The organism is Natronotalea proteinilytica (genome assembly GCF_055379935.1).
Genome location: NZ_AP043947.1, coordinates 773298 through 795927, shown reverse-complemented (window position 1 = coordinate 795927; position 22630 = coordinate 773298). Strand labels below are relative to the sequence as shown.

At 57.1% G+C, this 22630-nt stretch carries 16 protein-coding genes; 10 read left to right on the top strand and 6 right to left on the bottom strand.

What is annotated here, in order from left to right; translation table 11 throughout:
• The first annotated feature begins 10 nt into the window (after positions 1 to 10).
• Both dapB and dapA read left to right on the top strand, forming a co-directional pair.
• Positions 11 to 754, top strand: coding sequence for a 4-hydroxy-tetrahydrodipicolinate reductase (dapB, locus tag ACZ5AL_RS03420; RefSeq protein WP_464512188.1), 744 nt, complete (start codon positions 11 to 13; stop codon positions 752 to 754).
• Between the two features lie 465 nt (positions 755 to 1219).
• Positions 1220 to 2122: a 4-hydroxy-tetrahydrodipicolinate synthase gene (gene dapA, locus ACZ5AL_RS03415; protein WP_464512187.1), complete on the top strand. Its 903-nt coding sequence runs from the start codon at positions 1220 to 1222 to the stop codon at positions 2120 to 2122.
• 23 nt (positions 2123 to 2145) lie between these two features.
• On the opposite strand, the gene mreD is transcribed toward dapA, so the two are convergent.
• Together mreD and dacB are read right to left on the bottom strand one after the other, a co-directional pair.
• Complete coding sequence (mreD, locus tag ACZ5AL_RS03410) at positions 2146 to 2631, bottom strand: rod shape-determining protein MreD (RefSeq protein WP_464512186.1); 486 nt, start codon at positions 2629 to 2631, stop codon at positions 2146 to 2148.
• A 27-nt stretch (positions 2632 to 2658) separates the two neighbouring features.
• Positions 2659 to 4131 carry a D-alanyl-D-alanine carboxypeptidase/D-alanyl-D-alanine endopeptidase gene (gene dacB / locus ACZ5AL_RS03405; RefSeq protein ID WP_464512185.1) on the bottom strand — a complete coding sequence of 491 codons (1473 nt, stop codon included), beginning with the start codon at positions 4129 to 4131 and terminating at the stop codon, positions 2659 to 2661.
• 135 nt (positions 4132 to 4266) lie between these two features.
• Between dacB and ACZ5AL_RS03400 the strand changes: the two genes are divergently transcribed.
• Positions 4267 to 4554, top strand: a complete 288-nt coding sequence (locus tag ACZ5AL_RS03400) for a DUF3098 domain-containing protein (RefSeq protein ID WP_464512184.1) — start codon at positions 4267 to 4269, stop codon at positions 4552 to 4554.
• Between the two features lie 523 nt (positions 4555 to 5077).
• Here ACZ5AL_RS03400 and ndk read toward each other — a convergent pair.
• From ndk to lipA, 3 genes are all read right to left on the bottom strand, one after another.
• Positions 5078 to 5512: a nucleoside-diphosphate kinase gene (ndk, locus tag ACZ5AL_RS03395; RefSeq protein ID WP_464512182.1), complete on the bottom strand. Its 435-nt coding sequence runs from the start codon at positions 5510 to 5512 to the stop codon at positions 5078 to 5080.
• 159 nt (positions 5513 to 5671) lie between these two features.
• Complete coding sequence (locus ACZ5AL_RS03390; protein ID WP_464512181.1) at positions 5672 to 6256, bottom strand: Uma2 family endonuclease; 585 nt, start codon at positions 6254 to 6256, stop codon at positions 5672 to 5674.
• A 24-nt stretch (positions 6257 to 6280) separates the two neighbouring features.
• A complete protein-coding gene (lipA, locus tag ACZ5AL_RS03385; protein WP_464512180.1) occupies positions 6281 to 7261 on the bottom strand; it encodes a lipoyl synthase in 981 nt (326 codons plus the stop codon).
• A gap of 185 nt (positions 7262 to 7446) precedes the next feature.
• Between lipA and lat the strand changes: the two genes are divergently transcribed.
• The 4 genes from lat (at position 7447) to ACZ5AL_RS03365 (ending at position 15288) form a co-directional block, all read left to right on the top strand.
• The gene (gene lat, locus ACZ5AL_RS03380) at positions 7447 to 8805 is read left to right on the top strand and encodes an L-lysine 6-transaminase (RefSeq protein ID WP_464512179.1); all 1359 of its coding nucleotides are present in this window, start codon (positions 7447 to 7449) and stop codon (positions 8803 to 8805) included.
• Between the two features lie 455 nt (positions 8806 to 9260).
• Positions 9261 to 9566, top strand: coding sequence for a hypothetical protein (locus tag ACZ5AL_RS03375; protein ID WP_464512178.1), 306 nt, complete (start codon positions 9261 to 9263; stop codon positions 9564 to 9566).
• 30 nt (positions 9567 to 9596) lie between these two features.
• Positions 9597 to 12629 (top strand): S8/S53 family peptidase, encoded by a 3033-nt coding sequence (locus tag ACZ5AL_RS03370; protein WP_464512177.1) that lies wholly within the window; start codon positions 9597 to 9599, stop codon positions 12627 to 12629.
• A gap of 586 nt (positions 12630 to 13215) precedes the next feature.
• Positions 13216 to 15288 (top strand): T9SS type A sorting domain-containing protein, encoded by a 2073-nt coding sequence (locus ACZ5AL_RS03365; protein WP_464512175.1) that lies wholly within the window; start codon positions 13216 to 13218, stop codon positions 15286 to 15288.
• Positions 15289 to 15429: 141 nt separating this feature from the next.
• Here the strand turns inward: ACZ5AL_RS03365 and gyrA are convergent, their stop codons facing one another.
• Positions 15430 to 18141 (bottom strand): DNA gyrase subunit A, encoded by a 2712-nt coding sequence (gene gyrA / locus ACZ5AL_RS03360; RefSeq protein WP_464512174.1) that lies wholly within the window; start codon positions 18139 to 18141, stop codon positions 15430 to 15432.
• Between the two features lie 303 nt (positions 18142 to 18444).
• On the opposite strand from gyrA, the gene ACZ5AL_RS03355 reads away from it, so the two are divergent.
• The 3 genes from ACZ5AL_RS03355 (at position 18445) to aroC (ending at position 22375) form a co-directional block, all read left to right on the top strand.
• Positions 18445 to 19380: a glycerophosphodiester phosphodiesterase gene (locus ACZ5AL_RS03355; protein ID WP_464512173.1), complete on the top strand. Its 936-nt coding sequence runs from the start codon at positions 18445 to 18447 to the stop codon at positions 19378 to 19380.
• A gap of 60 nt (positions 19381 to 19440) precedes the next feature.
• Complete coding sequence (locus ACZ5AL_RS03350; protein ID WP_464512171.1) at positions 19441 to 21054, top strand: trypsin-like peptidase domain-containing protein; 1614 nt, start codon at positions 19441 to 19443, stop codon at positions 21052 to 21054.
• A 115-nt stretch (positions 21055 to 21169) separates the two neighbouring features.
• The gene (aroC, locus tag ACZ5AL_RS03345; protein WP_464512170.1) at positions 21170 to 22375 is read left to right on the top strand and encodes a chorismate synthase; all 1206 of its coding nucleotides are present in this window, start codon (positions 21170 to 21172) and stop codon (positions 22373 to 22375) included.
• The last annotated feature ends 255 nt before the right edge of the window (positions 22376 to 22630 follow it).

Here is a 22630-nt window from a genome sequence, read left to right as displayed (position 1 = left end):
ATCCCACCTTATGATGACCATTGCCCTTGTGGGAACTGGACAGACGGGATCTATCGTTGCCGACCAGGCGCGCGCCGCCGGACACACACTCATTGCGACGTACGATGCCGACCACCCGCTGCTCGATGCCAATCCGGAACCGCTTACGAATGCCGATGTCGTGATCGACTTCTCGCTGCCCTCGCTTGCCCTTGATCACATTGAGCGATACTGCACGGTAGGCGTGCCAGCTGTCGTGGGCACGACTGGTTGGTACGATGCGTTGGCCGAGGTGCAGGCCCTGGTTGATACACACGACGCAGCCCTCCTGTATGCGCCCAACTTTTCAGTTGGCGTAGCCGTGCTGCGGCGGGCTGTGCAAAAAGCCGCTACGCTGATGGATGCGCTGCCCGATTACGATGCCTTCGTGCATGAGGTGCATCATCGCAAGAAAGTGGACAGCCCCAGCGGCACCGCGCAGATGCTGGGCGAGGTGGTGCGCGATGCGTTGCAACGAAAAACCCACATTGACGCCGAAACGCAACACGACCGGATCGATCCCGAGGCGCTGCACGTCTCATCCACACGCGCCGGGTCGGTGTTTGGGGAGCATACCGTTGCCTTCGACAGTCCGCATGATCAGCTGCGCCTCTCGCACGAAGCCAAGGGGCGCACCGGATTCGCCGCCGGCGCCCTTGCTGCTGCCGAATGGTTGCCTGGACGCACCGGACTTTTCACGCTCGACGACATGCTCGACCACCTGCTAAACGACTAACGTTTTAAGAGCCTGTTTGGGTTTTGGTTTGCAGGCGAGAGCGAGCGCCGCTGAGGCGAAAATTGGACCACGATGGAGGTTCGTAGCCGGGGCTACGGGCCGACATCGGGGGCAATTTGCAGTCCAGCGCCGCCGCTCGGAGCCCAAATTAAGAAATCAAAGCAGGTTCTAAGTAGGCCCAGAAAAAATCTTCGAGTATGTCATTGCGAGGAGCGCCAGCGACGCGGCAATCTTGTACCTTCCAAGCAGAATAAACCGCTCTAACGGGCGCATGAGATCGCACCCCAGGAGTACTTGTTCGCTAGTGCTCACAGCGCCGCGTCGGTCGCAAGCTCCCTCCTCGCGATGACAAGGTGCAAATGTATTTTTGCTGATTTACTTAATGGATGCACAGCATGCCGCGTAAAAGCGACTGCTCTGCTCGTTTGTCCTCACTTTTTCTGCTCATCAACGCTCCTGCTCCCTATGTCAACCTCTATGCTCTTTCGCGGATCGGCGCCTGCTCTCGTTACCCCCTTCACGCCCGACAACGACCTCGACGAATCGGCTTTTCGTGCGCTCATCGAAGCACAGATTGACGGAGGTGTAGCGGCCCTGGTGGTCTTAGGCACCACCGGAGAGAATCCCACCGTCACCGACAACGAACGCCGCCAGCTAGTTGATTGGGCTGTAGACACTACCGACGGGCGCGTGCCGATTATCGTAGGCACCGGCACAAACAACACCGCACAGAGCATTCGCTTCTCAAAAGAAGCCGAGCAGGCGGGTGCCGACGGTCTACTGGTCGTGGGGCCTTACTACAATAAGCCATCGCAAGATAACTTCGTGGCCCACACCGCCGCCATTGCCGACGCGTCGGACCTGCCCATTGTGCTCTACAACGTGCCGGGGCGTACCAGCTTTAACATCACAGCCGAAACGACACTCCGCCTGGCGGCTGAAGTCCCGCAGGTGGTGGGCATGAAAGAGGCCTCTGGCGATCTTGCGCAAATCACAGACATTTTGGCGCATCGCCCCGATAAGTTTGCCGTGTACGCAGGCGACGACGAGATGACACTGCCGGTGACTCTACTTGGCGGAGATGGCGTGGTATCGGTCATTAGCAACGTGCTGCCTGCTGCCTTCAGTGCCCTCACACGGGCGGCGCTGGTAGGCGACATTGCCACAGCGCAAAAAAAGCATTTTGAACTGTTGGATGCGATGCGTGCGTGCTTCCACGCTACGAATCCGGTACCTGTAAAAACGGTGCTGGCAGCTACCACTCAGATGCATGAGCATGTGCGTCTTCCGATGGAGCCGCTGCCGCCCGAATCGGCCACGCGCCGCCGCGTGCTGGATGCCTTTGCCCCGCATCTGCCGCTGCTGTAGAGAGACACGATGGAACACACAGGCTACCGCGAAATCGCCTCGTTGTAAAGCCGAGCAGCAAGAACAGCCAGAGCGGCTGTGTACACAGCACTACCCAGCCAAACGCTGGTTACCAGAAAGGTGTTGGTCGTCTGAGCCTGGAGAGCAAGAAGAAGTACAAGAACGCCATTGTGGAGGAGCGCCAGTACAAGTCCACCTAGAAAGGCTTGGAGAGGTTCAATCAGAAGGGCGCCGCGGTCGTCGCTGATGGTGACGGATCCCAACACAAACCCGATCAATGTTTTGACGAACATGTGCAGTCCCCAGGTGCCATAGACGATGTCAAGGGCCAGCCCCAGCCCAACCCCAATGAGACTGCCCATGCGCCGGTCTACCTGAAGCGCAATCCAGGCCAGAGCAAGCAGTACGGCATCGGGCGCAGCGCCCCACAACGTAAGGTGCTGCAGCAGAAGCCACTGCACGAGCACAGCGCCTCCGCCAAGAAGAGCGTAACGGACAGGCGTAGACATGACGTGGAGGCTATTCAGTGAACAGGATTACGGAGACGAACTGCCGGTAATGAGGCGGACAATGTCGTCCATCGTTTCCCGCACACGGTACGCGTTTCCGGAATAGTTGTTGGCAATAAGTGCGAACGCGACCCGTGAGCCATCGGGACGTTCGGCATATCCTGCAAGCGAGCGAACGTTGCGAAGCGATCCGGTCTTGGCACGCACCGGTTCACGAGAGAGCCGGTACTCCAACGTCGTGTTGCGTTCGCCAGCATGCGGAAGCGAAGCATGAAACGCCTCGGCTTCGCTGTGGCTATCCATATACCGGAGCAGCTCTGTTAAGGCCCGTGGAGATACCAGGTTACGCCGCGAAAGGCCCGATCCGTCGTACACATCTACCGTCCCCGAAATGTTAGCTCGCCGAACAAACTGTTCGATGCGCTCGGTGCCTCCTCGAATCGATCCGCCCCAGCCGATGGTGCGCATCACTTGCTCGGCGTAAAAGTTGTTGGAGCGTTTGTTGATGATCGACAGGATCTCTTGCAATGGCGGCGACAACGCTACAAAAAGCAGATCGCCGCGATCGGGGACGGTGTCAAGCGTATCGGCTTGCACGCGGGTTAGATCAAGTTCGATGCCAGCGTCTTCAAGGGCAAGCTCAAAACTCCGAGTCGTAAAATCGGTGGGTGCAGTAACGGGTACATTTACTGTGCCATTGTACGATCGGGCCACGGACCCGTGCAGTCGAAGGTCGTTCGCGTTAAAAGAGCGATCCATTTGAAGCGCGTTTCCGCGCCACCGGCTACTCGTCGTGGCGTTGTTTTTGATACGCAGCGCATCCGTAGGGTACGGGCGGATCGTGGGGGGCTGTCCCGGTTGGGTGGCGTTGATGCGTAGCGCCACCACATTATCGCCATACGAAAGCGCCCCACTCGCTGTGCCAATATAGCGACTGGCTTGCCGTGTGATATAGCCTACGTCCCAGCTATCAGGGTAGTTGACCCCGTCGAAGCGACGCCCATCGCCGATAAGGCGCCCTTCGATACGCTCTACCCCCTGCTCGGCCAACTGCTCGGCCCAGGCCTTAAGCGGATCGGCCTGACGGACTTCGGTACTTCCAAACGTAGGGTCGCCTGAACCGCGTAGCGTAAGATCACCACGCATCACACCGCCTTCTGTTGTGCCGTTGAAGTGCAGTTCGGTTTCATAGCGATACGAACTGCCCAGTTGGTCAAGCGCAACGCTGGTCGTGAACAGTTTCTGATTGGAGGCCGGAATAAACGCATGGTCGGCCTGGTAGCTGTAGAGCGATTCGCCGCTTTCCACATCCAGCACATGTACCCCCCAAAACGCAGGCTGACTAGACCATCGATCCGAAAGGAGCGCATCAATGTCGCGTTGTAGCGATTCTGCGTCTTTGGAAACCGACTGGGCCGAGGCGAACGGTACAGCAATTAGTGAACTCGCCAGCAAAAAGAACAGAGCTAGTAGGCGTCGAATCAAAACCCGAGATGACATGAACGTACAGAATGACGAATAAAAAAGACCCGCAGACACAACGCACCATGCCAAGCGTGCTGTGTGGAACTGTACAGCAGGTGCAAAGGTTGGGCCGATGTACTCGCTGTTCACTCGGATTGCCAAACGTTTCGTATGGCTCGCCGCTCCACGCGCTCTCGCCGCCGCACATCCTCCTCACGTCGCCGCGGATCTCAAACTCCTGTGCTGCGGCGCACCAACTACGTGCTGTTGCTGGTTGGGATTGCCTGCATCGTTCTTGGATTTACGCTAATGTATATGGAAGGTGCCCTTGAAGGGGTTCTTTCATTGTACGTTGGCCCTCTCTTGCTTGTCGGGGGCTATGTCGAAATCATCTATGCCCTGCTTTGGGAGCCCAGCACCAATCACGATGCCTCCGAGCCTACCTCGCCCCAATCGTAGTGCAGTGTCACAGATCAATCTTCGAACGTACCCAAACTAACTCACGTCCTTGTCATTGCGAGCGGAGCGAAGCGCCCCGACCGCAGGGAGGAAGTGCTCCTGGGGTGCAATCTCATTGCTGCCAGACCGGATGTAGCCGCCCAATCAACGGCATGAGATCGCCACGTCAGTCGCAGGGCTCCCTCCTCGCGATGACAGCTTCGGACGATACCATTCAAGGTTGACACCGTACTACTTCTCTGTCACACGTGATCGTTTGGGTACGGGAACCGTGCTAAACTCTGTGCCCCACCCCCCTCCAAAAAACCTGTCATGGTGAGCGCAGCCGAACCATCTCCCCGACGCTCAGCAGGCTCTGATCGATCGAGCGGCCCTACTCATTTCGGGGGAGATCTTTATTCGCTACGCTCATCAGTCGCTTCGCTCGTGTCAGGACTCTGCGTCTCCTAGGCGGATCCGCTCCGCTCAAGATGACAACATTTAAATGGGGGGTGCAACCCGAAGATTGACCTGTGACGGAGTACTACGCACCCTGGTTGGCCACAATCTCATGCTCCGGGAAAAAGTAGGAGGCCTCTTTCAATCCGTTCTCTACCGAATCGGAGCCGTGCACGATGTTTTGCGAGATGGAATCTGCAAAGTCGGCACGAATGGTTCCCTCGTCAGCCTCATCCGGATTGGTTGCGCCGATGAGTGCACGAAAGTCAGCGATTGCATTTTCTTTCTCCAGCACGACAGGTACGCACGGACCGCTTGACATGAAGTCGGTCAGGTCATCAAAAAACGGCTTGCCTTTGTGTACGGCGTAAAAGCCTTCGGCCTCGGACTTGCTCAACGTGACCATTTTTAGGGCCTGCACAGCAAACCCAGCCTCTTGAATGCGGGCTAGCACGGTGCCAATGAGTTCTTTACGGACGCAGTCGGGTTTGAGAATTGCAAGGGTGCGTTCGGTAGCCATAAGGAATATCGGGAAACGTTAGGATAACGATAAAAAAGCTGTTTCAATCATTGCAACAGCCATGAAGAATACGTTTCCGATACGGACGTGCCAAGTGGACCGGTGTTGATTCAAGATGAATCAACCGGCGATGTTTGGTGAAGGACGGCAGCACAGCGCTTAAGCTCCCAGAATCGCTGCTACAGGGAGCGGCGGAGCGTCAACACTATTGGGTAGAGATACGGTCTCTTCGTGCGTGTACGTGTGTTGGCTCATGTAGGCCCCTCCATCCGGATCACGATATGTATGTACGCAATCCTCATCAAGCGCTACGACCCATACCTGAGGGATGCTCGCGTGTGCATACATTGGTACCTTCACCTCCTGATCGAATGTGAGCGACGAGTCGGCTACCTCTACGACAAGGAGCACATCTTTCGCACGTGGATGGCGGGATGCATATCCGTCATCGCGCGGTCGAAGCAGAGCGACATCCGGCTCCGGTTCTGAGTTGGGCGGTAGTATAATCGGATTTTGCACACGAACGATGGCGTGGTCATCAACAGCACGCACAAAAAGACGCGTGAGGCGGTCTACGCACGCCGCGTGCTGGCTTCCAATCGGCGACATTTCGTAAAGGTGGCCGTCTATGAGTTCGATATGTCGATCTGCGCCAAGCACCCCCGCCTCCGCCATCCGGTGATAGTCACTCACCGTAAAGCGGAGCGGCGTCGGTTTTGAGACCGGTGGGGCCGTTGCAGGCATGACAAGACGGCCAGTTAGAAAAGGTTACACGTGCTTTTCAGCGTGATACGACGACCGGGTGAGTGGGCTGCTTTCAACGTGCTCAATGCCTTTCGCCTCGCCCACCTCTTTGTACCAGGCAAAAGTTTCAGGCTCAACCCAGTCCTCAACCGGAAGGTGCATCTTGGTAGGCTGCATGTACTGCCCAATGGTCATCACATCGAGCCCGATCTCGACGAAGTCGTCCATGAGTTCGAGCACCTCTTCGGGCTTCTCGCCCAGGCCAACCATAATGCCACTTTTGGTACGCAGCCCATCTTCTTTAGCCCATTCGAGCACGTCAAGCGAGCGCTGGTAGTCGGCTTGCGGACGGACACGCCGGTACAGCCGGGGCACCGTCTCCATGTTATGATTGAAGATGTCAGGACGTGCATCAAACACAGTCTGGCAGGCTTCGCGAATACCGCGGAAGTCGGGCGTAAGCACCTCTACCGTGCAACCCAGATCGTGCAGTCGCTCGATGGTGGCCGCAAAGATAGGTGCACCGCCGTCTTCGCGCTCGTCACGGTTTACGCTGGTTACTACCGCATGCTGCACCCCCATGAGGTCAGCGGCCTCCGCCACGCGGCGCGGCTCATCCCAGTCGAGTCCGTCTTGCGGACGCCCCGTTTTGATGGCGCAAAAGCCGCATGAGCGCGTGCAAATGTTGCCCAGAATCATGAATGTGGCGGTGCCAGCACTCCAGCACTCACCCATGTTAGGGCAATTGGCACTTTCGCACACCGTGTGCAGGTCATGCTCATCGATAATGCTGCGCACCTTTTTGAACGTCTCTCCCTGCGGCAGCTTCACACGCAGCCACTCCGGACGTTTGCCTTGTTTGTTCTTATTTGTATCTTCGACCACAGGAAGCTCGAAAAAACCCGGATCGCCATCGCCTGAGGCGGAAAGCGGTTCCTTTTCGACGGTACCCAGATTGAGGTTGCCCGGCGTTTTAGGGGACGTTTTGTTGCTGGAGTCAGACATGCGTTGGGGCCGTTGTACGTAGCTCTCGATAAGCGGCGTCTTGTACACCGCACAGCAAAGCAGCGGAAAGAATTGCTGCTTCACACGTAACGATACATCCGATGGGGCGTTCCTCTATAACATGTCCCCTGCTGCCCCTGTGGGCCAGCATCCTTCTTGTTTTTATTGACCAAGTATCTTCTCACATGACACAAGCAGACGCAGCAACGGCAGCTGATTCAATGCGTGCCGAAAATGTACGCGAGGTGCTTTCAAAGCATATGCTTACCAAAGGCATGATGCCCATGGTGCTTGACATGGACGAAAGCCAGGGCGTGCGCCTCCACGACGAAACCACAGGCCGCACCTACATCGACCTGTTTGGCTTTTATGCGTCCAGCCCGCTCGGAATGAACCATCCGAAGCTTGCCAACGACGAGGCGTTCCGGTCACGCATCATGGATGCCGCGCTCAACAAGATTACTAACTCCGACGTCATGACCGCCCACATGGGGCGTTTTGTGGATACGTTCAGCCGCGTGGGCATTCCGCCGTATCTTCCGTACACTTTTTTCATCTCGGGTGGAGCCCTTGCGGTTGAGAATGCGCTCAAGGCCGCCTTCGACTGGAAGGTGCGCAAAAACTTCCAGAAAGGGTACCGGCGTGAGGTTGGGCACAAAGTCTTGCACATGGATCAAGCCTTTCACGGACGCAGCGGCTACACGCTCTCACTCACGAACACGTCGGATCCGCGGAAAACGATGTACTTTCCGAAATTCGACTGGCCCCGCATCAGCAACCCGAACATTCACTTCCCTATCGACGAAGCGGAAGAGGAACGTCTCCACAAAAGAGAGCAGCAGGCCCTGCAGCAAGCCAAGCGGGCGTTTCATGAGCACCCCGATGAAATTGCGGCATTTATCATGGAGCCGATTCAGGGCGAGGGCGGCGATAACCACTTCCGAACGTCCTTCCTGCGGGATCTAAAAGCGCTGGTTCACGAAAACGATGCCCTGCTTATCTTTGACGAGGTGCAGAGCGGGGTGGGCATTACCGGTAAGTTCTGGGCTCACCAGGCGCTGGGCGTAGCCCCTGATATCATGGCGTTCGGCAAGAAAACGCAGGTCTGCGGCATCTTGGCCGGACGCAAGCTCGACGAGGTCGATGGCCATGTCTTCGAAACAACCAGCCGCATCAACTCCACCTGGGGCGGTAACCTCGTTGACATGGTGCGCTTCGACCGCATCCTCGAAATCATTGAAGAGGACAACCTCGTAGCGCATGCTGCCGACGCTGGCACGCACCTACAAAACCGGCTCCACGAGTTAGCCGATACGCACGATGCCGTGACCAACGTACGTGGCAAAGGGCTGATGTGCGCATTTGACCTGCCCACGAAAGCACATCGCGACGCGGTGCTAGAGGCGTGCTTCGAAAACGGCGTTATCATTTTGGGCTGTGGAGATGCAGCAATCCGCTTCCGCTCGCCACTCACCATCACCCCCAAAGAGATTGACGAGGGGATCGAGAAGATGGATGCTGCGCTTTATGAAGCCGCCAGTTGACCGCAATCGTTGACATCCGGTTCAGCAAAACCTGCGCCCTGACCCAATTGGGGGTCGGGGCGTTTTTCTGTTTCTGGAGATGCACGCGGTTCTCTGCTACAACACAGAGGATAGCTATGGAATCACGTAACTTGTATCTCATCACAAATGGCAAGTCGCATCTCGTTTTGTTCGAGCCCTTTCTCTCCACATCTTTTTTTCTAATGCACTTGCATGTGGCACTAAGGTTTTGTCTATTTTGAGTAGGGTGTTTAGGTGGTTTGATTTGCAGGGGGAAACCCATGAACAAGTGGATGGCACATAACCACGCGATAGGGCGATGGATGGGCTGCATTGGTGTGCTTGTGTACACTCTGGCCTATTTGGCAAGTGCAGGCTGTACGAGCACAGAATCTCCTGCGTCTGAGGTGACCTCCACACATTCAGATTCCTCGCAAATCGCTGCTCCCGACACTATGGAAGCGCTTTCTATGTCGAAGGAGGATGCGCGTAAGCTAACCAACTCGCTACAGCGATTGCTTGCTGGCGAACCAGTGCCCGCAGGTACCTTCCAAACACACCTTCGTGACGACACCCTGACCGTCTATGCGGTGCTCGTGCACACCTCCGACCCCGATGCCCTACGTGCCGCCGATCTTACGCTTGGATCTGTACAAGGAGGTATTGCCACGGCACGATGGACGCGTGAAGAAATCCACACTGCCGTGCAAATGGAAGCGGTGAAGCGCATCACGCATGCACGTCCCCACGAGCCGCACTAAGCTATAAAGACCACAACGAACTAGACTGCTATGCTATATCGTGTTACGATTCTTTTGCTTGCCGGGCTTTTTATGTGGGGAAGTGCTGTGCTTCCTGCGCACGCTCAGCAAGTGCTCGACCAACAATTTGAATATCTGCTCCAGCAAGATCCTCAAGCACTGCAAACCGGCACGGTTTCAGTTCCACCCATGCTGCAGCGTGCCCAGGTATCCTTAGCTGATGGTACCATTGCCTATCGCGCCTTTGTACAAACCGATGATCCAGAGCGTCTGCGCCGCGAAGGCATTGCCGTGCAGTCGCATCAAGGAGAAATCGCTACGGTGCGAGCCCGTCTTGGTGATCTGCAAACGCTTTCTTCGATGGAAGGCGTAACGCGGGTTACCGTGCCTGCTGTTCTTGAACCCCACAACGATGAGGCCGCGGGCGACATGGGTGCAGTTCCGCTTCACGAGGGGGCCATTAACAACACCGAATATCAAGGCCAAGGGATGCTTTCATGTGTCATTGACTCCGGTATTGATGTCAATCATGACGACTTTAAGGACGCAAATGGAGATACGCGCATCCAGTACTTGTGGGATCAAACCGACAACACCGGGCCCAGTCCGGAAGACCGCGACGCCGCGTTCAGTGGGCTTGACCACGGAACGGAATACACCGCATCAGACATTGATGGCGGAGGCGTTAATCAGGAAGATATCGATGGTCATGGCACGCACGTAGCTGGCACCATGGCCGGAAACGGACGCGCCCTGTTGGAGGCTGGGGAAACCAATGCTCCCCGTCATGTTGGCATTGCCCCACAGTCGGACCTGATCGTCGTAAAAGCGGGAGACGGAGGCTTCTCAGGTGCCAATGTAGCCGACGCACTTTCCTATTGCGGCATCTTGTCTGATGAGGAAAGTCAGCCCGTTGTAGCCAATATGAGCCTGGGCACTAGCTTTGGGCCCCACGACGGCACAAGCGCCCTTGCACAAATCACCGACGCGTTTACGTCGAATGGAACGGACATGGGCCGGTTAGCGGTGACATCCGCTGGAAATTCCGGTAGTCCCGCACAACGCCAGCATGTGTCTGGCACGATCAATGGAAACAGCACCGCTTCTGAAGATTGGGAGGTTGACGAAGCCCCCTCTGGAAGCAGCTTCGGAATCAACGCCTGGCTCGATGGTGAACCAGCGGTGGAGGTGACTGTCACCACCCCTGGAAATGAAACGGCAACGCTCGACCTGGATGCCAACGACGGCGATAGCGATATGACAGACACCCCAGATGGGCGCATCTGGCTGATCTCTGAAGTCAACAATCCAAATGACGATCGCTCCATTATCATCCAGCTCAGCAATGATGGCGGCGATGATGTAGCCGAAGGCATGTGGTCGATTGATATCACCAACAATGAGGGCGCAAGTCTTGATTATCATGCCTGGACCTTCGACGTATCAACAGGCGCCTCCGCGGCTTTTGTAAATGGCGACAACGCCTACACCATTGGATCGCCGGGTACAGCCGCCAGTGCGCTCACCGTGGGGGCGCATGTACACCGCTGGCGCTGGACAGATACCGACGGCTCTGCACGAGCGGTAAGTGGTAACTTTGATGATAGCGATGCCATCGCTGCGTTCAGCAGTCGTGGTCCACTACGCGATGGCTCCATAAAGCCCGATGTAACAGGGCCCGGTCAAATGATGGCATCGGCCTATTCACAAGACATGAATCCTCAGCCCCCGAACACAGTCGTCATGGAAGGGGATTTACACCGTCTCACGCAAGGAACCAGCATGTCGGCTCCTGCAGTGGCCGGAGCAGCAGTGTTGCTATTTCAAGAAGCTCCAACACTCACCGGCAACGAGGTCAAGGATCTCTTGATGGATCATACCACGGTCGATACTGCAGTAGAAAATTGGGGCACGCCGCCAAACACCTCATTCGGATCGGGCAAGGCCAATGTTCTTGAAGCCATGTCTGCGCTCTTGGGGGGCAGCGGCGAGCGCGAGATGCTCTGGTACGAAGCGCCATGGGATTTCAACGCCTACGCTCCAACGACGGTCGGAGGAGGTACAAGTGATGCCGCCGCGCTTCGGTTCACGCCCTCGTTTGACGGATTCGCCACAGGTACTTACATCACACCTGGAGCCAATGGCACGGACAACCTCAACGACCCCTTGGAGGTGGAGATTTGGACCGATGATGGTGGTTCGCCCGACCAGCAGATTGGCCAGACGGTCACAGTAGATGCCGATATGCTTTCGCCGTTTGGGCCGAATTACATCAGCCTCATGGATGCGGAAGCGGCAGTCAACGAAGGCACCGACTACCACATCGTTGTGCAGCCGCAAACAGCCTCTGATGAAATAGTGCTCGCTGCCGAAAATGGAAGCACCGCTTCGGGGCGTTCGCAAGTGCTCGACGGAGACAATTGGTCGGGAACCGGCACCAACCTGATTATCCGTGCCGAGGTGGCATCCACTGATGGCGTAAGCGGAGCGTTGCCTGTTGAGCTGGCGTCCTTCAACGCCACGGTGCAAGGCGAATCCGTTGCATTGAACTGGCATACGCTCTCCGAAACCGACAACAGCGGATTCATGGTAGAGCATCGCCCTGTACAGGAGGAAGCCACAACGTTTAGCGAGCTCGGCTTTGTAGAAGGCTATGGCACGACCGATGAGCCGCAGTCGTACAGCTTCACGACAGACGAGCTATCGGTCGGCGAGCACGAGTTTCGCCTCCGTCAGATTGATGTGGATGGCACGGAAACGCTCGAATCGCCGCTTACCGTTCACATCGGCATGCAAGAGGCGTATCAACTGTCGTCTCCGTATCCGAACCCCAGCACCTCCGTCACGCGGTTTGACCTTGCCGTACGCGAGGCTCAAGACGTAACGGCCACGGTGTACAACGTACTGGGGCAACGCGTGGCCACCGTACACGATGGCGCTGTTGCCGCGGAAACCCCGCTCTCGCTCTCGGTCGACGACCTGGGGCTCTCCAGTGGCACCTATTTCCTGCGCGTAACGGGCGACTCTTTTAGCACGCATCGCCAGTTTGTGCGTGTGCGGTAATACCAACTCTGCATGCTCCATCAAGCGAGGTCAAGACCTCAAGAGAGACTTAGACAGCCCCGCGCTCCTCACTATGCAGAGGCGGGGCTGTTTGATGATACCAACCTGATACCAGCAAAACAAGAAAAAAGAAGCTGTTGCCGTGTCAAACGTCGGGTCACGCACGGGCACCTTAACGTACCGAGAATAATCCACAATCATGTCATTGCGAGCGCAGCGACGCAATCTCATGCTATCAGACCGAATGCAGCCGCCCAATCAACAGCATGAGATCGCACCCCAGGAGTACTCGTTCGCTAGCGCTCACAGCGCAGCGTCAGTCGCAGGGCTCCCTCCTCGCGATGCCAATGTTGAACCGGCTGACACGGCACTACCGTCGGTCTTGAATGCTACGCGTGCCTGTGTAGACAGTCAGGTCGGGAAAACCTCTCTTTGCAGTTTGTGTATCCGGAAGCTATACTTAAGATGTGATGCAGTAAGAGATCTCGCTGCACCGCTGTATGTGACGCATGTAGTGTGACACATGTATATGACGCAGCGACAGACGCTCGATGTAGTTTATGCCCATCATAACGGTTTTTAATCTATGCAGTTGACGCCCCCCCACCCCCTGTTTCGCTACGGGGTCATTGGCATTGTACTCATGGCCGTGTTTGTATTTGGTCGGCCTACGGTTCAGGCTCAGCAAGCCCCCTTCCCTGCGCCTGATGACTTCGTGATCAAAGAGCGGGTCCCATTCGAGGAAGTTATGTCGTACGATGACGTGTGCGACCTCGACAACAACCCGGTTAATATGAACACGTTTGTTGAGTCGAAGGCTGCAGTCCCGAAGTCACAACAAACCGAAATCAATGTCGATTACGGTTCGGGGTTTACCAACGAAGCGCAAGAAGCCTTTCAGCGGGCGGCTGATATCTGGGCTACCTACATCGATTCATCCGTACCGATTACGATTGATGCTTCGTTTCAGGATCTAGGGCAGGGCGTCCTTGCATCCGCTGGGCCTCGCTTCCTTTACACGGTAGAGCTGGAAGATGGCCAGGAGGTTGCTTTTGGCGATGCGCTCATCAATGCACTGACCGGGCAAAATCAATCGCCCACCGAACCGGAGATTATCGTGAATGTGAACAGCAACCGCACAGATTGGCACTTTGGAGAAGGACCGCCCGGCCCAGCGGAAATTGACTTTACAACGGTGATCATGCACGAGATTGGACACGGGCTTAACTTCATCAATCTTACGGGCGTAGCGTCTGGCGGACAAGGGCACTGGGGACTTGGACAAGGACCAAACCGCCCAGAGGACGACAAAATACCGGGCGTCCTTGAAGTGCTGCTCCAACACGAGGCAACCCCCGGCACGTTCAACCAGCTCATTGATCGCGATACGTATCCGAATCCCTCAATCAATCTTGGAAATGCGCTAACCAGTGATGCGCTGTTCGCGCAAGGACCCAACACTGATTTGGCTGCTGAAAATAGCACCGGCCCGGTCCCCGCAAAAATCTATGCGCCATCCAGCTATCAACCCGGATCGAGCATTGCTCACTTCGACCAAGACACTTACACCACGCCCGGCGGCGACCCAAATGCGCTCATGCGTCCGCAAATCGGATTCAATGAGGTGACTCGTACCCCCGGCCCTATCTTTTGCGGACTGCTAGCCGACATGGGCTGGCCACTCACCCAGGCTTGTGATGAACTCATTGGCGCCGAGGTGCTTGACTTTGCTGCGGTAACCACCAGCACACGCGATGAGGTAACCGTTCAGTGGACTCAATCTTCGCAGGCCGATGACATTGACTCGTACACCCTGGAACGCTGCACCTACTATGACGATGTGGCTGAAAATGGCGGCGAGATTAAGGACCGAGATCGTTGTTTTGCGGAAAACGCCAACGGTGAAGATGGGTTCGACGACACAGGACGAACTATTCAGCCCCAGCCTGGACGCGCTTATAATGAGACGTTCAGTGACTTGGAGTTAGGGAACCATGTGTTTCGGTTGAGTTGGGAGCGTGACGGTGAAACACGAGGCGGGTTTACAGCCGATGGGGAAGTAAATGTATTTGTTGCCGAAGAGGACATTGAAATCGATCTCCGCGAGAACCAGGGGCGCGGTGATGTGACGCTGAGCTGGCAGCTTCCTGCACATCTGCAAAGCGAAAGTGGATTTACATTCGAGCTGGAGCGTGCGGTACAACCCCGTGAAGACGAAGAGCCGGTCTTTAGCATCGAGAACGTCAAGCCGGATATGGATGGGCCTGTCAGTGCGACCACCCTACGTTCGCGTCTACAGCCTGCAGGCGATTACCAGTATCGGGTGCGTTCCATCACTGAGGATGACGATGTGCTGTTTAGCGATGCGGTTGACGTTGAGATTCCGCTGGATGACACCGCAGCCCTTACCGGAGCGTATCCCAATCCAACAAGCGGTCCCATCCGTTTAGACCTAACCACACAGAATACACAGAACGTACTGGTTGAGGTGTATGATACCATTGGCCGCCGCGTATACCGCGACCAACGGCGCGCCGACGGCAACCAGGCCCAGGTGATCGAGATTGGAGCCGCAGAACAGTGGGCTAGTGGCATGTACTTCGTGCGGGTTACCGGCGACGACTTCAGCGAAACGCGCAAGGTATCGCTGGTCCGATAAGTCAGTAGCCTCCCTTACCAGATCATCTACTGAAACGAATTCCCGTTACAAAAAACGCCCCGCGCCTTCATTGTGAAGGGCGGGGCGTTTGCATATAGGGATCGGAATGAAGCGTTGACCTGGAAAAAGTCAGTCAAACCATCAGGCCTGTCCGTTCGATTGGGCCGGGGGCAGGGCCTTGTCATCGCTGGCTTCTTCTTCATCAGAGGCATCCGCATCGGCTTCTTCCTCTTCAGCAGCATCGGCCAGATCATCAAGGGCCACACGCGTTACGTCGGCAATGGTATCATCATCCTTTAAGTTGATGACACGAACGCCCTGCGTGTTACGGCCCATCGTGCTAATCTCGTCCACGCTGGTGCGAATCATAATGCCGTTCTCCGTGATGACCATCAGATCTTGGGCATCGCTCACCCCTTTGATTGTCGATAGCGGCCCGGTCTTGTCGGTTTTGTTGAGGGTGATGAGGCCCTTGCCGCCTCGCCCCTGTACACGGTACCGATCGAGTTCGGAGCGTTTGCCGTAGCCGTTGGCAGAGAGCGTGAAGACATCGGGCGACTGGCCAGGATCCACTGAAACCATGCCTACGAGCGTTTCCCCCTCGTCCAGCGTCATGCCCCGCACGCCCTGCGTGTTGCGTCCGGTGGGACGCACATCGTCTTCGTGGAAATGCACGGCGCGTCCCCCCGAAGAGGCGACCACCACGGTGTTGTCTCCCGCGGTAAGGGCGGCCTCCAGCAGCACATCGTCCTCATCAGTTGAAATGGCGATGATGCCGTTGGAGCGTGGACGACTAAACGCCTCCAACACGGTTTTCTTGACCTGCCCCTTGCGGGTGGCCATCAGCACATAGTGGTTGTTCAGAAAGTCCTCGTCCTCGAAGTCTTCCTTGCTAACAGAGAGCACGGCGCGAATCCGATCGTCGGGGGCAATCTCGATAAGATTGCGGATTGAGCGGCCCTTGGCGGTGCGACTGCCTTCAGGGATTTCAAAGACGCGGAGCCAGTAGCACTGGCCATGATCGGTAAAGAAGAGGAGCATGTCGTGGGAGTGCGTCACGAACAGATGCTCGATGTAATCGTCTTCGCGGGTGCCACTGGCGCGCAGTCCCACGCCACCGCGTCCCTGCGACCGATACGTATCTACACTGGTGCGCTTGGTGAGTCCCTGATGGGTTACGGTCACCACCACGTGTTCGCGTTCGATCAGGTCTTCGATGATGATGTCGCCGCCTCCGGTGTAATCGATTTCGGTGCGGCGCTCATCGTCAAAAGCTTCTTTGACCTCCAGCAACTCTTCGCGGATCAGGGCCATCCGCTCGCTGCGGTCATCGAGGATGGTGTACAGTTCTTTGATCTTGGCCATGATGTCGCGGTACTCGTTCACGATCTTCTCGCGTTCGAGTCCGGTAAGGCGGCTCAAGCGCAGGCGCAAGATGGCATTGGCCTGGTCTTCGGTGAGCCAGGCGTGGGGCGCATCCTGACGGGCGCGCTCGTCGAACGTGTCGTCGTCGAGCAGGCGCTCTGCCATGGGTGTATCGGATTCGCGCTCAGCCGGATGGGCTGCCGGAAGGCCCAGCGCGTCGAGATCGGCTTCGGTGAGCGTATCCGGATAGCGTCCTGCAATCAGATTTTCGCGGGCTTCGGAGGTGTCGGGCGAGTGGCGGATGATGGCAATCACTGAATCCAGCTGGTCCATCGCACGCGTCAACCCTTCGAGCACATGGGCTCGGGCCTGCGCCTTCTTTAGGTCGTAGCGGGTGCGGCGCTCTACGATGGTGTGGCGGTGCTCCACATAATGATGCACCGCGTCTTTCAGGTTCACCACGCGGGGACGCCCGTTGACAAGCGCCACCATGTTCACGCCAAACGTCTCCTGCAGGCGCGAGTGCTTGTAGAGCTGGTTTTTTACCACCAGTGGTACCGCATCCTGCTTCAGTTCCACCACAATGCGCATCCCGTCGCGGTCGCTTTCGTCGCGCAGATCCGAGATGCCCTCGATGCGGTCGTTGCGTACGCGCTTGGCAATGCGTTCAATGAGGGTGCTCTTGTTGACCTGGTACGGAATTTCGGTAATCACCAGCGCCGTACGGCCTTTACGGATCTCCTCCTCGTGCATCTTGGCCCGCATAATAACGCGGCCCCGGCCCGTATGATAGGCTTCGTGCACCCCCGCATATCCGTAGATGATGCCGCCCGTGGGAAAATCGGGCGCAGGCAGGTGCTGCATAAGCCCGCTGATGTCAATCTCGGGGTCGTCGATGTAGGCCACCACCGCATCGATGGCTTCGCCTAAGTTGTGGGGCGGAATCTTTGTGGCCATTCCTACCGCAATACCATCGGCCCCGTTTACGAGCATGTTTGGGAACGCGGCAGGTAGTACGGTCGGCTCTTCGAGCGTGCCGTCGAAGTTTTCGCGCGTATCAACCGTTTCCTTGTTGAGATCGTCGAGCATGCGCTCGGCAATCTTCACCATGCGGGCTTCGGTATAACGCATGGCTGCGGCTGAGTCGCCATCAACCGAGCCAAAGTTGCCCTGGCCATCCACCAGCGGATAGCGCATTGAAAAGTGCTGTGCCATACGCACCAGCGTATCGTACACTGAGGAGTCGCCGTGCGGGTGGTACTTACCCAGCACCTCTCCCACAATACGGGCGCTCTTCTTGTAATTCGATCCTTGCGTAAGGCCCAGCTCGTGCATGCCGTAAAGCACACGGCGGTGCACGGGCTTAAGCCCATCGCGCACATCGGGGAGCGCCCGGCTTACAATCACCGACATCGAATAATCGATGTAGGCGGACTTCATCTCCTCCTCGATCTGGATAGGGATGACGCGAGAGTCGTCTGCTTCCATGCTGCCAGGGGTATGATACTCGTTGTAACAATGAAAAACCCCCTGCAACGCACAATCAGAGGCAGAGGGCTGTTAGTTGCCTAACAAACCAATGTACGCAAAAGTGCCCCCAAAAACCACTCTGAGGCGGACAATCATTCCCCAACAAGGGGTCTTAGCGGTTCTTCACGGAGTGCTGTCGCGGCCCTCTCAAACAGGCTCCAAAAGTGGATTTGTAGATCTCGGTCCCCTATCTTGATGCTGCCATTGCCGTTGCTGCAATGACAGCCTGTCTCATCCGCTCCCCCATTTACCGATCCATCCATGACTGCTTCAGCGACATTCCCTCCTGTTCGCGTTCCGGCTCAGTTTGATGTGCAGGGCCATCGTGGAGCCCGCGGCGTGCGTCCGGAGAACACCTGGCCGGCGTTTGCCTGTGCCCTTGCACTGGGAGTGCCTACGCTGGAACTCGACATTGTGGTGAGTACGGATGGCGAAGTGGTCGTATCACACGAGCCCTGGATGGATCCCGCCATTTGCACTGCACCCGATGGGAGTTCCCTCCCAGAAGACAACCCGCCCAGCATCTACCAGATGACGTACGCCGAGGTGGCTGCCTACGACTGTGGATGCAAAACGCCGCCCCATTTCCCCGAGCAGGCATCGATGCAGGCGATAAAGCCGCGTCTCTACGATGTGCTCACCCGCTCTGAAGCGCTCGCGGCCACTATCGGACGAGCACCGGTATTCTACAACATCGAAACGAAAAGCCGTCCGGAGTGGGAAGGCACGCACCAGCCTCCGCCCGATGAGTTTGCACAACGGTTTCTGGATGTGGTGCATGCCGCGGGGGTCTCCGACCGCGTTACGCTGCAATCATTCGATGTGCGTACCCTGCAGTATACGCGCACCGCAGCCTCATCGATACGTCAGTCGATACTGGTAGCAGGCGACCACGAGGGCGGCGTTGAGGCAGCTTGCCAGGCTCTCGGCTACACGCCGCACATCTACAGTCCCGATTACCGTCTGGTGGATAGCACCGTGGTTCAGGCCGCACATGCGCGCAACATGCAGGTGCTGCCCTGGACGGTCAATGCACCTGCAGCTATGAAGCAGCTCATAACGTATGGTGTAGACGGGTTTATCACAGACTACCCGGCGTGCGGGCTGGCGGTTGCTGCTGCCTACGGGCACGAAGAGCGTGCTGCACGACACGCCCGCCTTTATCAAAACGAAACAATATGGTTGCCCAGTGGGTGATTTCTTGTGCGCTTTTTATACTGTATAGGCGCGTTCTACACTGCAGATTAGCCCATTCCCATGCCGGTTACCCGTCGTCTTTTACAAATCGGAATTGCCGTCGGCTTGGTATGTGTCGGGCTATTGGCTGGCATTCTGTTCATGCTGTGGACATCGCCCTCGGCGTCCGAACTTGCCGATGAGGACGACGCCCCCCGCCCACGCATTGAGCTTGGTGACAATTCAGCCCCCTCCTACGGGCACACGCCCTCTGAGGCCGACACCGGCGCCACCCCGGCGTCGATGCCCGAACTGGCAACGCTCAACGAAGCGTTTCGGACGGTAGCCGAACGCGTAACACCGGCGGTTGTGTTCATCCAAATCGAGACAGGACGCTCTGGGAATGAACGCTCCTTCCAGTTTGATGGAAACGAAATGGATCGCTTTATGCCGCGTCCGCAGCGCAGTGTGGGCAGTGGGGTCATCCTCAACAGCGAAGGATATATCGTAACCAACGAACATGTGGTTGCAGGGGCGCGCACCATTAACGTAACCCTGCACGACAAGCGGCAGTACGAGGCAACGATTGTAGGCAGCGATCCCTCTACCGACCTGGCGGTGCTGAAAGTGGAAGAAGAGGGCGCCCCATTTCCCACCGTTTCGCTAGGTAACTCAGACGCACTACGCGTGGGCGACTGGGTGGTGGCCGTGGGTAACCCGTTTCGACTCACCTCCACCGTTACAGCAGGCATTGTCAGCGCGCTGGGGCGCCAAGTCGACATCATTGACGACACGTTTAGCATCGAGGACTTCATTCAGACCGATGCCGCTATTAACCCGGGCAACTCGGGCGGCGCCCTGGTCAACCTGGAGGGCGATCTGGTTGGCATCAATACGGCCATTGCCACCGAAAGCGGCGCGAGCGAGGGGTACGGATTTGCCGTCCCCGTTCAGCTTATGCAGCGCGTTGTCACCGATCTGATTGAATATGGCGAAGTTCAACGCGGGTATCTGGGCGTGAGCATTGAAGAGGTCGACGCCCCGCGTGCCCGCCGCCTCAATATGGACGATATTCGCGGTGTGTACATCGGTACCGTACGCCCGGGTGGCGCCGCCGCACGCGGCGGAATCGAGGATGGCGATGTGGTGCTCTCCATTGACGGACGCGAGATCAACGCTCCAAACACCCTGCAAAGCGCCGTTGCGCAACGGCGTCCGGGCGATACCATGCAAATACGCGTGTGGCGTTCTGGGCATATCGAAACCAAAGAGATCGAGCTTATGGGCCGCGAGACACTTGCGTATCAAGAATGGGTTGACGAACTGGAAGGCGGGGATCCGCAAGATACGCTGCCCGCCCCCCCTAACGGGCCCGACGCCGATCCGCCCGAGGATGACGAGGCGCCCACGCTCGATCTGCCCGATTGGGGATTGGGGCTGCGTCCGCTTGTTGAGTCGCACAAACGCGCGTTCGGCATTGATCGAGGCGCATATGTTGCTTTTGTTGAGAACGGCGGCCCCGCCGATCGGGCTGGGATGCCCCGCGATGTCGTCCTCACGCACATCGAAGATCAATCTGTTACCGATGCCGAAGACGTAGTGCAACAGTTGAACGACACCACCGCTGACCGCGTCCTTGTGCGCGTTCATCGGCGCGATGGAACGGGAGCCTTCTACGACATTTCGACGCCCTAACGCCCAAGGTCTCCTATCTGCTCAACCATTGTGGCACCAGAGAGTTAGACGTGTTTCCATGTAGTTCTTGCCAGCATACTGGCATCTGGTTTTTCTTCTGCAGTCCCCCCTGTTTATGATCCGTTACCTAACCGCAGGCGAGTCCCACGGCGAAGCGCTTATTGGCATCGTAGAAGGCATGCCCGCGCATGTCCCTCTGCGCCCCGCCGACATCAACGAACATCTGGCGCGGCGCTGGCTGGGCTATGGACGAGGTGGACGCTCCAAAATTGAAAACGATAAAGTCCACATCTACTCGGGCGTGCGCTTTGAAAAGACGCTGGGGAGTCCCATTTCCATGCGCATCGACAACGGGGCCTACAAAAAAGACAAAGCAGGCTGGCCCGAAAAAATGGCTATAGAGGGAGATGGTGAAGGCATCGAGCCAGTGACACTGCCCCGCCCCGGCCATGCGGATCTGGCAGGCATGCAAAAGTACAACTTCGATGATATGCGCCCCGTCATCGACCGCAGCAGTGCACGCGAAACGGCCATGCGCGTGGCGTGCTGCTCGGTGGCGCGCACCCTGCTTCGTCACTTTGGCATAGAGGTAGGCAGCCATGTAACGCGGATTGGAGAAGTGGGCTACGACAGCCCTGACGAATGGTACGACCGCGTACAGACCCTAATCGAATCCGACGGGGGGGCGCGCAACGTGTACGAGCAGGCCGATGCCAGTGAAACCCGTATGCTCGATGACGACATGACAACGCGGTGCATTGAACACATCGAAGAAGCAAAGTCCAACCGCGACTCCCTCGGCGGCGCGTATGAGGTGATTGCCACCGGCGTACCCCCCGGACTCGGCTCCTACGTGCACTGGGATCGTCGCCTCGACGGACGCCTTGTGCAGGCCATTTGCTCAATCCAAGCCCAAAAGGCTGCCGAAATTGGCGATGGCGTGCGCAACGCCCGGCGCCCCGGCTCAAAAGTGCACGACCCTATTTTGCCTGCCGAGGGCGAGCGCTACCCGCGCCGCACCAACCGGGCCGGCGGACTCGAAGGGGGCACAACGAACGGAATGCCCATTGTCGTGCGCGGCTATATGAAGCCCATTCCCACACTTATCAAGCCGCTCGACTCGGTCGATGTAGCGACAGGCGAGGCGCAGCCAACGCGCTACGAACGTAGCGATATCACCAGTGTACCGGCGGCCTCCACAGTGGCCGAGGCCACGGTAGCCTGGACACTGGCCGAAGCGTTCCTCAAAAAGTACGGTGGCGATTCATTTGAGGCGCTCCAGGCCCATGTAGAGGCCACACGCAACGTCCACGACGCATAGCACCAATCCAGCGTGGCGTGTGCCTGCTTGGCGCCTTTGCGTATGAAACGCCCCCTTGTGGGAAACGCTGCGTAACGAACTGGTTGATTATAACAGGACCGTTACGTACGTTACATAAAGTTATGATTGGTGCAATGTCTTTTTTCGCCTCATACGGGTGCCCCCAACTCCCGTCTGTACGTCCCAGCACGCCAACATTGGGTTGGTTTGCATTTTCAGGGCGCGGTTTGTGAGGAGCGCTTCTCATTCGTACGC